We start from the raw sequence: 9,549 nt of genomic DNA on the forward strand, positions 1-9,549 counted from the left end.
GCCAGTTGATTCAGATGGCAACCAAATTCCAGGAAATCATAATGTGCCATACGAAAATGATCCAACTGATCCAACGAAGGGTGGCGAAACGCCAGTTCCAACAATTCCTGGTTACCACGTTGAAGATTCAAATAATCCAAGTGTCCACACGACGGATGGTCACACGACGGTAACGCCAAATGATCCTGGTAAGGACACTGATGTAATTTACGTTAAGGATGACGCCCAAGCAACGGTAATGTTCATTGATGAAACTGATAGTCATAGTCATAACGTGTTACCTAAGGTATCCATACATGGACTTGCCGGTGAGGACATTGACTTCGCTCCTGCTATTGCATTCATTGACACTTACAAGAACAGTGGTTACGAAGTAGTAAGTAATAATATTCCTAGCGAAATAACTAAGTATGACTTAATCCTTGATAATGGTACAGTTAGTCAAGTTTACACAGTACACTTGAAACATGGTGTTGTAACAATTGGTGGTGACACTGGTAACAATCCTAAAGCTGGTGACAAGATTAACCCTAACGATCCACATAGTAAGACATTTACTAATGATGAAACTAATGTTAATGCCGATCATACCTTTACCGTTACCTACACTGGTTCAAACAACAATCCAGCTAACAATGTACAAACAACTCACTGGACTAGAACAGTGACAGTTGATAAGGTAACCGGTCAAAAGATTTCCGCTACTGACTGGGTTACTAAGGATAGTTACCATGAAGTAGATACACCAGTAGTTACTGGTTATATAGCTGATAAAGCTAAAGCAAATGTCAGTGATGCTTCAAATTATACTGACAAGGTACAACCAGAGGACTACAGTGTGACGGTAACCTATAGCAAAGTAGGTAACTTCATTCCTGTTGATAACACTGGTAAACCAATTCCAGGAACCAATCCGCAACCTTATAAGAACGATCCACAAGATCCAACTAAAGTATTGCCTGACGAAGATGTACCAAGTGTTCCTGGTTACCATACCGAAACGCCTAAGTTGACCCCAGTAGACCCTACTAAAGATACCAAAGTTGTTTACATTAAGGATGACACTAAGGTAACAGATAATAATGGCGACAGTACCTCAGATGGACAAGCTGGATCAGACATCACAAAGGATGATAACAATCCAGGCACTATCAGTGACGACAACCAATTAATTTCACCAGAGTCAGAATCTGAACCAGATAATCATAAACTGGTTAAGAAGCAAAAACATGAAAAAGATGTGATTGTAAATAAGATCCCTAAGACAGAACCAGGTAAATCTCATGAAGCAAATAGACAAAGTTCCGCCAAGAATGGGCACTTAACGCGTGTAGCTAAACAATCACTTCCACAAACCGGAGCTCATAAGAGTACAATGGCTATTGTGTTTGGAATTTTAGCTGCAGGTTTAGGGTTGTTTGGTTTAGCTGGCAAGCGAAAGAAAGAAGACTAATTATTTTGAATAAAGGCAGTCGCAAATAGAAGAAAGTTAATAATACGAAAAAAGGTCACCTTTTGAGACAATATCACTAAGTTAGGACACTGTTTTAGTTAGACTAAGCTTTCCAGAGCATTTATCGAATATTTCTAATTCGATAAATGCTTTTTTGTAGCCCAAATAAGCGTAAGCGTCAGATAACCAAGTGTCTTTCTTAGTCCTCTTTTTTCAGTTATTCTAAACTCATCAAAAATTTATGGAGGTTAGAATTATGCTTGAAAAACAACCAATTGTGGCTCTAAATCATCCAGTCAGACCGAAGAAAACTCGCCCAACGCGTAATAATTTATTACTTAGCTTGAAGAAGAATGGTCTGGAACTTGATTTCTATAGTAGTTTAGATCCTGAGTTAATGACCAAATTACTTGAGAAAGTCTTACCATGATTAAGCTCAGTGACTTGGGTCAAGTTTATATTGTTTGTGGCAAGACTGACTTGCGTAAAGGCATTGATGGCCTGGCAATCTTAATCAAAGAACAGTTTGAGCTTGACCCATTTAGTGGTAAAGTTTTTCTCTTCTGCGGTGGTAGAAGAGATCGCTTCAAAGCCCTTTATTGGGACGGACAAGGCTTCTGGCTGCTCTACAAAAGATTTGAAAATGGAAAAATGAACTGGCCCAAGAATCAGAATGAAGTTCAAGCTCTCTCTGCTAAGCAGGTGGATTGGTTAATGAAGGGCTTCGCAATTAGTCCAAAAATAAAGAACACGAAAGCGCGCGAATTCTACTAAGGCTTGACATCGCGCGCTTTTTTGATATGCTTTTAACTAACAAATTTAGGAGGAAGTTTAACTTATGTCACAAGAAACTTTAGAAAAAATTACTGCCCAACAAGCAATTACCATTCAAAATCTCACTGATGAAATTAAGCTCCTCCGTGAACAAGTAGCTTACTTAACGCAAAAGCTTTATGGTAAGTCTTCAGAACAAATGCCCTTAAATGGCCAAACAAGTCTGTTTGATGAACCCGACGCTCAAGATGATGGAGAATGTCCCCGACGCCGCCGTTCAGACTATTACTTATAAGAGAAAAGCTCAGCGCAGGAAAAGAGCTGACCTGTTAGCAGACTTTCCAGCTGAAGAAGTTCATCATGAATTAGATGACAAGTATTGCCCTGACTGCCAGCATGAACTGATTGAGATAGGCAAGCAGTCAGTTCGTCAAGAATTATTGTTTATCCCAGCTCAACTTAAAAGGCTAGATCATATCCAACATGCTTACAAATGTAAGTACTGCAGTCAAAGAAATTATAGCGATAAGATCATTAAAGCTGTAGTACCTAAAGCTCCCTTGAACCATGGCTTAGGTTCAGCTTCACTCATCGCTCATTCACTTTATCAAAAATATGAAATGAAGGTGCCTGACTATCGCCAAGAAAGCAACTGGAAAAAGATGGGACTAGAAGTTTCAAGACAGATGTTAAATTATTGGGATTTGAAAAGCAGTGAATACTACTTTAAACCAGTGTATGACCTGCTTAAGCAAAAGCTGTTAACCCGACCAATCCTGCATGCCGATGAAACTTATTACACTGTCTTAGAAAGCAAAACAATCAAGACTTACTATTGGGTCTTCTTATCTGGTAAGCATGATCAATACGGGATTACACTCTATCATCATGATCCCTCTCGGAGTGGCAAGGTCGCTTTAGACTTTTTAGGGAACTATCCTGGGTATCTGCACTGTGATATGTGGCAGGCTTACGAGCAATTGCCAAAAGCAACTTTAGTTGGTTGTTGGGCCCATGTAAGAAGAAAGTTTGATGAAGCCGTGCCCCAAACCGCTTCTCAAAAATCTCTTGCTCAAAAAGGGCTTAACTATCGCATGTTTTACTTAGAGCGGACCTGGGAAAATTTAAGCAAACAAGAACGTTACCAGCTAAGGCAAGCAAAACTCAAGCCGCTGATGTAAGAATTCTTCAACTGGTGTGAGAAAAATAAGACCACCGTTTTGCCAGGTTCTAAATTGGGCAGAGCCATTAATTATACCCTCAAGCATCAAGCTACTTTTGAACATGTCTTGCTCGATGGTCATTTAGAATTATCTAACAATAAGGCTGAACGAGCTGTTAAATCACTCGTCATGGGCCGAAAGAATTGGTTATTCTCTCAAAGCTTTAAAGGCGCCACCGCTAGTGGCATTATTCTGAGCTTAATTGAAACTGCCAAAAGAAATGGACTTGACCTTGAAAAATATTTGAATTATTTGCCTCAAAAATTACCGAATGAAGAGATCTTAAATTTGGAAACCCTTGAAGCTTATTTACCATGGCAGAAAGATGTCGAAAACAATTGTAAATAAGAGAACTTAAATAACCGCCTCAGTATAACAGTAACTGAGACGGTTTTTAAGTACACTATTTTATTTGACGCTTACGTCAGTTCTAGTATTTTCTAAATTTAAAAAATATTATAGAAAACGCTTGCAATTATGAAAAATAAATCTATACTTATAACTGTAACTTGAAACGTTTAAAGTTTTTAAGACAGCAAAAATAAAAGCACTTTTGCCAATTAAAATAAAACGTTTAATTTTTAGAAGGAGATTTTAATATGCCAGTTACATTAGCAAGAATTGATCAGCGTTTGATTCATGGAATCACCGTTAACCAATGGAATAAGGTTTTGCATCCAAAGAGATTCATGGTTGTTGACGATGAAGTAAGTCAAAACGAAATGGTAAAAGCAAGTATGAGAATGAGTAAACCTGCCGGTACAGGAATGTCCACTATCAATACTGAAAAAGCAATTACAAATTTCAAAGCTGGTAAATATGATTCACACAGTGTTTTCTTAATTGTTAAAGAACCACATTACATTTTGGATTTAATTAACGCTGGAGTTGATATTCCTAAAGTTAATGTTGGTGCTTTGTTTGAAGAAGGCGATAGAAAACCTTACACAAAGAGAGTTGCATTAGATGATCAAGAATTATCTGATTTAAAAGAAATTGCAGCTAAAGGAATTCCTGTTTTCTTTGAATACACTCCAGATGATGATAATGAAGTTTCTTTAGAAGATGTGCTAAAAAATAATACGAGGGGAGAATAATTATGCCTATAATTTTACAAAATATTTTAGTCATTCTACTTGCCGCTTATATGGCATGGGATAACGGTACAGGTAACCAAATCACGGGTAACTGGCCAGTAATCATTGGTATGTTGATTGGTTTGATCATGGGTGATGTTAATGTAGGGTTAATCATCGGTGGTACCCTCCAATTAATGTCATTAGGTGTTGCTGCTATCGGTGGTTCATCAATTCCAGAATATGGCGTTGCAACCATCGTTGGTGTCTTTATTGCCATTAGAACTGGAGCTTCAACAGGAACTGCTATTGCTGTCGGTTTGCCAGTAGGTATGCTTACTTTGCAACTAGATGTCATTGTTAAGATTATTAACAACTTCTTTGCTCACTGGTCTCAAAAATTACTTCATGAAAAGAAGTTCGAAAAGATGGATGGCGTCTTCTATTTAACAATTTTTGTTTGGATGCTTAAGTATGTTATTCCTATTTCATTAGTTGTAATGTTTGGTACTCCTGTTGTTAAGTTAATCCTTAATGTAATTCCTAAATGGTTTACAGATGGTTTAACCATTGCTGGTGGGCTGCTTCCAGTTGTTGGTATTGGAATGCTTCTCAGATACATGCCAGTTAAGAAATACTTAGCATTCTTAATTGCTGGATTTGTTTTAGCTGGTTATTTAAAGCTTCCTATTTTAGGTATAGCATTACTTGGTTTAGCTGCTACTTATGAAATTTATCGTATTAATGCAAGCAAAGCTAATGCTCAAACACAAAGTGCAAACAATGCAACTGTAAGTGATGATGATGAAGGAGACGATTTCGATGAATAAAGAAATAAATACGCAAACTAAATCAGTTAAGAAATTAACTAAACACGAAAGACATAATATGTTCCACCGTTGGATTTTTGCAGCTGGCTTAGGCTACAACTTCGAAACCCAACAAGCTCCTGCTGTAGCATTTTCAATGCGGAAAGCATTAAGAAGGATTTATCCAAAAGATGATGAATACATTGAAGCAATGGACAACCACTATAAATACTTCAATGCTAACCCATTAATGGCTAATATCATCTTAGGTGCAACTTTAGCTATGGAAGAAAAAGACGGTATTAAAGCTAAAGATGCTGTTCAATCATTGAAGACTTCTTTGATGGGACCTTTCTCAGGAGTTGGTGACTCGGTATTCTGGATTTTAATTCCAACTATTATGGGCTCAATTGCTGGCTACATGGCTTTGCAAGGTAATGCTGTAGGTGCTACTCTTTGGATGGTATTACAACTCGCCTTCTTCTGGCTTAAGATGTGGTTCTTTAAGACCGGTTATGATTCTGGTACTAAGTTAATTACTTCTTTAGGTGAAAAGATCAATATTTTTACAGATGCTATTTCAGTTATGGGTTTGATGGTTGTTGGTTCATTAATTCCAACTGTAGTAAAAATTTACACTCCATTAAAATTTGCTACTGGTAAGGTTATGCTTTCAATTCAATCCGGTGTCTTTGATAAGATTATGCCGGCTCTTCTTCCAGTCTGTGTTACTGCACTTGTTTACTGGTTGCTTGGAAAGAAGTCGTGGACTCCAACTAGAATTATTTTGTTGATTATTGTTCTTTGTTTAGCAGGTGCTGCTTCAGGTGTCTTAGGTGTCGCTAAATAATTAATTTCTGGAGATAAAAATGAAACGTCATATTATCATTGCATCACATTCTACTTTGGCTGAGGGTATGGCTCATGCCTTGAAATTCTTTGAAGGAAATAACCTTGATTTAACAGTTCTGTCAGCATATGTTGATAACAAACCAATCGAGGGTCAAATTAAGGATATTTTTGATCAAATTCCTGCTGATGACGAAGCGATTGTTATGACAGATTTACTAGGAGGATCTGTTAATCAAAAGTTTTTCCCATATATTACGCGTCTTCATACTCATCTGGTAACAGGGATGAACTTATCCTTAGCAATGGCAATTACAATGGAACCGGCAAATGATTATCTGTCAGCAGACCGTATACGAGAAATTGTTACTGAAGCTTCACAACAAGTTAAGTACGTGAACGATTTAGCAAATGCAGGCAGTGAAGATGATGAAGATGAGTAATTGGAAGAAAAAGGCAGTTGTCTATGAGGTCTATGTTCAGAGTTTTAATGATTCTAATGGTGACGGAATTGGTGACTTGCCAGGTTTAACAGAAAAGCTAGATTACCTAAAAAATTTGGGCGTTAATACTCTTTGGCTAACTCCAATTTTTAAATCTCCTTTAGTTGATAATGGATACGATATTGCTGATTATGAAGCAATTAATCCAATCTATGGTTCAATGGAGGACTTTGATTATATGCTTGAGAAAGCTCATGAAAAAGGTTTAAAGATTGTCATGGATTTAGTGGTTAACCATACTTCTGATCAACATAAGTGGTTCCAAGAATCTAAAAAGAGTAAGGACAATCCATATAGTGATTACTATATTTGGCGTGATCCAAAGGCTGACGGTTCAGCTCCAACTAACTTAGGCTCTGCATTTGGTGGCTCTGCTTGGACTTATGTTCCAAAAAGAAATCAATATTATCTTCATTTGTTTGCAAAAGAACAACCTGATTTAAATTGGAATAACCCGAAAATGCGACAAGCTGTTTATAAGATGATGCGTTTTTGGTTGAATAAAGGTGTCGATGGTTTTCGAATGGATTCTATTTCCTTTATTTCAAAACCTAAGGAGTTTGTTGACGCACCGCTTATGGACCATAAAAAATTTGGAGCTTACTATGTAGGTAATACAAATGGTCCACATATTCATGAATATCTTCAAGAGATGAATCGAGAAGTATTGAGCAAATATGATTGTATCTCAATTGGAGAAACTCCCCATACTTCTGCAAAAGAAGCTGATTTATTCGTAAATCCAGATCGTCACGAATTAGACATGGTGTTCCAGTTCGAACACATGCATGTGGATTATGGCGAATATGGTCGTTACTCAGATGTTAAATTCAAGATGAGCGATTTGCGTAGATCAATGACATCTTGGCAGGATGGTGTTTCATGGAATTCATTGTACTTAGGTAACCACGATCAACCAAGAATTGTTTCTCGTTTTGGTGATGACGGAAAATATCGTCAAGAATCAGCTAAAATGTTAGCAACAATGATAATTTTGCAAAAAGGAACACCATTTATCTTCGAAGGTGAAGAAATTGGAATGACCGATTTGCATATTAAATCTATTGATGAATTAAAAGATCTTGAAGCACATAATAACTATAAATTCTTCTTATCAGAAAATTTAAATTCAGAAACTGCTTTAAAAATGATTAATCGCAAAACTCGTGATAATGCTAGAACTCCAATGCAATGGAATAATAGCCAAAACGCGGGCTTTACTAGTGGTAAAGCATGGATTGAAGTAAATCCAAATTATAAAGATATCAATGTTGAAGAAGATCTGAACTCTAACGGCTCAATTTATAAGTATTATCAAAGATTACTTGATTTGAAGAAAAATGATAAAATTCTAGTAGATGGAAATTATGATGTTATAGATAGTGATGATTCAGATATTTATGCATATACTAGAACTAGTAGCGATGGACAAATTTTAATAATTTGTTCATTCGCACCAAATAAGGTGAGATTTGATATGCCAAAGGAATATATTCATAACAGTAAAGTGCTTTTATCAAATTACAATGAGAATTTAAATGATATTCCTGAGACAATTTATTTGAAGCCGTATGAAGGGATTGTAATTAAACGTGGCTAATATGAAAGATGTGGCTCGAGAAGCCAAAGTCTCAGTTGCAACTGTTTCCAATTATATTAATGGAAAAAAGGTGCGGTCAGAGGCAGCTAAAAATATTGAAGTGGCCATAAAAAAATTAAATTATGTCAGAAATAATGCTGCCCGTTTATTAAAAACGGATCAATCTCCTTTTGTGGTGTTTGTAGTACCTAGCGTTTGGAGCCCATTTTTTTCAGAATTAACTTTCTGGGTTCAAAAATACTTAAATAAATTGGGTTTTAAAATGGTCCTTTGTATTTCTGAAAATGACTATGAAAAAGAAAAAAGCTATGTAAAAATGGCTGAAGAACAGCGAGCAGCTGGAATTCTCTCAATTTCATATTCAGATTTAACGAGTCATGTTCTTTCAGATATTCCGTTAGTTGCAATCGAAAAAGAAACTACTGGTCAATTTTCTTTAATTTCATCCGATAATTATGCAGGTGGGCAGTTAGCTGCAAAAGAATTAATAAATCGTAATCTTGAACATTTAATTTTTGTAGGGTCAACTAATTATGAGTCGGTTGAATTAAATGCTAGAAAAGCGGGTTTTGAAGATTTTTGTAATAATCACGGACACAAATTTGAACTTGAAGAAGTTAAAACTAGATACGATAAAAAACAATTACTAGATTCTGTTAATAAGATTATTGAAAGAATTATTAGTGAATCAAAAAAGCAAAATATTGGTATTTTTGCTCACACCGACGAAACAGCTTTTCTTTTAATTAAAGAATTAATTAAAAAAGGGATTAGGATACCTGAACAAGTTCAAGTTATTGGTTTTGATGGCTGGAATTTAACTCCGAATACCAAACTTTCTCTCTCCACAATAAGACAGCCAATCAAAGAAATTGCGGAAACTGCAGTAAAGCAGTTAAACAAGGAAATTAAAAATCCTAAAGAAGCTGAGAAGGCTAGAGTAATGTTACCTGTATCTTATAGAGCAGGTGAGACAACAATAAATTAAAAAGCAAATAGTGTTCAATTAAACTACTACATAAATATTTAAATAGTCGACATTTATCTTGCTTTGGGGTCATGAACTAAAAGTTCATGACTCTTTTTTTTGACAAAGTAAATAATTGAATTTTAGTCAAATATCAACGATAACGTTTATTTAACACAAAAGCTTTACGGCAAATCATCAGAACAAACTCCTTTATCAGGACAAATCAGTTTATTTGATGAAGAGAATTCTAATAGTGACGAAGATGAGGATCTTCCCTGTTGAAACTGCAGAA

At 36.0% G+C, this 9,549-nt stretch carries 10 protein-coding genes and 2 pseudogenes; all 12 read left to right on the forward strand.

Annotated features, from left to right (window positions below):
- A partial coding sequence (locus EJK17_RS10490; protein ID WP_127796415.1) for a mucin-binding protein occupies positions 1-1,453 on the forward strand: 1,453 nt, incomplete at its 5' end.
- A gap of 256 nt (positions 1,454-1,709) precedes the next feature.
- Entirely contained in the window at positions 1,710-1,883 is a 174-nt protein-coding gene (locus EJK17_RS11525; RefSeq protein ID WP_168180795.1) for a hypothetical protein, read from the forward strand.
- Entirely contained in the window at positions 1,880-2,227 is a 348-nt protein-coding gene (gene tnpB, locus EJK17_RS10495) for an IS66 family insertion sequence element accessory protein TnpB (RefSeq protein ID WP_127796416.1), read from the forward strand. Before EJK17_RS11525 ends, tnpB begins: the two co-directional genes overlap by 4 nt.
- Before the next feature lie 64 nt (positions 2,228-2,291).
- A complete protein-coding gene (locus EJK17_RS10500; RefSeq protein ID WP_127796417.1) occupies positions 2,292-2,522 on the forward strand; it encodes an IS66 family transposase in 231 nt (76 codons plus the stop codon).
- A pseudogene (gene tnpC, locus EJK17_RS10505) lies at positions 2,476-3,798 on the forward strand (IS66 family transposase). The gene EJK17_RS10500 and the pseudogene tnpC overlap by 47 nt, the downstream one beginning before the upstream one ends.
- A gap of 251 nt (positions 3,799-4,049) precedes the next feature.
- The gene (locus EJK17_RS10510; RefSeq protein WP_103662671.1) at positions 4,050-4,547 is read left to right on the forward strand and encodes a PTS sugar transporter subunit IIB; all 498 of its coding nucleotides are present in this window, start codon (positions 4,050-4,052) and stop codon (positions 4,545-4,547) included.
- A gap of 2 nt (positions 4,548-4,549) precedes the next feature.
- Entirely contained in the window at positions 4,550-5,356 is an 807-nt protein-coding gene (locus tag EJK17_RS10515; protein WP_127796418.1) for a PTS mannose/fructose/sorbose/N-acetylgalactosamine transporter subunit IIC, read from the forward strand.
- Positions 5,349-6,185 (forward strand): PTS system mannose/fructose/sorbose family transporter subunit IID, encoded by an 837-nt coding sequence (locus EJK17_RS10520; protein ID WP_103662672.1) that lies wholly within the window; start codon positions 5,349-5,351, stop codon positions 6,183-6,185. Before EJK17_RS10515 ends, EJK17_RS10520 begins: the two co-directional genes overlap by 8 nt.
- A gap of 19 nt (positions 6,186-6,204) precedes the next feature.
- A complete protein-coding gene (locus tag EJK17_RS10525; RefSeq protein ID WP_103662673.1) occupies positions 6,205-6,627 on the forward strand; it encodes a PTS sugar transporter subunit IIA in 423 nt (140 codons plus the stop codon).
- Positions 6,620-8,287 carry an alpha-glucosidase gene (locus tag EJK17_RS10530; protein WP_103662675.1) on the forward strand — a complete coding sequence of 556 codons (1,668 nt, stop codon included), beginning with the start codon at positions 6,620-6,622 and terminating at the stop codon, positions 8,285-8,287. The genes EJK17_RS10525 and EJK17_RS10530 overlap by 8 nt, the downstream gene beginning before the upstream one ends.
- Positions 8,280-9,275 carry a LacI family DNA-binding transcriptional regulator gene (locus EJK17_RS10535; protein ID WP_103662674.1) on the forward strand — a complete coding sequence of 332 codons (996 nt, stop codon included), beginning with the start codon at positions 8,280-8,282 and terminating at the stop codon, positions 9,273-9,275. The genes EJK17_RS10530 and EJK17_RS10535 overlap by 8 nt, the downstream gene beginning before the upstream one ends.
- A 147-nt stretch (positions 9,276-9,422) precedes the next feature.
- A pseudogene (locus EJK17_RS11915) lies at positions 9,423-9,539 on the forward strand (transposase); the annotation flags it as partial.
- Positions 9,540-9,549: the final 10 nt, after the last annotated feature.

Origin of the sequence: Lactobacillus xujianguonis (assembly GCF_004009905.1) — a bacterium.
Classification (GTDB): Bacteria; Bacillota; Bacilli; order Lactobacillales; family Lactobacillaceae; genus Lactobacillus; species Lactobacillus xujianguonis.

Coding starts and splice junctions, on each gene's coding strand:
- EJK17_RS11525 (WP_168180795.1), top strand. CDS start 1,710: ATGCTTGAAAAACAACCAATTGTGGCTCTAAATCATCCAGTCAGACCG.
- tnpB (WP_127796416.1), top strand. CDS start 1,880: ATGATTAAGCTCAGTGACTTGGGTCAAGTTTATATTGTTTGTGGCAAG.
- EJK17_RS10500 (WP_127796417.1), top strand. CDS start 2,292: ATGTCACAAGAAACTTTAGAAAAAATTACTGCCCAACAAGCAATTACC.
- EJK17_RS10510 (WP_103662671.1), top strand. CDS start 4,050: ATGCCAGTTACATTAGCAAGAATTGATCAGCGTTTGATTCATGGAATC.
- EJK17_RS10515 (WP_127796418.1), top strand. CDS start 4,550: ATGCCTATAATTTTACAAAATATTTTAGTCATTCTACTTGCCGCTTAT.
- EJK17_RS10520 (WP_103662672.1), top strand. CDS start 5,349: ATGAATAAAGAAATAAATACGCAAACTAAATCAGTTAAGAAATTAACT.
- EJK17_RS10525 (WP_103662673.1), top strand. CDS start 6,205: ATGAAACGTCATATTATCATTGCATCACATTCTACTTTGGCTGAGGGT.
- EJK17_RS10530 (WP_103662675.1), top strand. CDS start 6,620: ATGAGTAATTGGAAGAAAAAGGCAGTTGTCTATGAGGTCTATGTTCAG.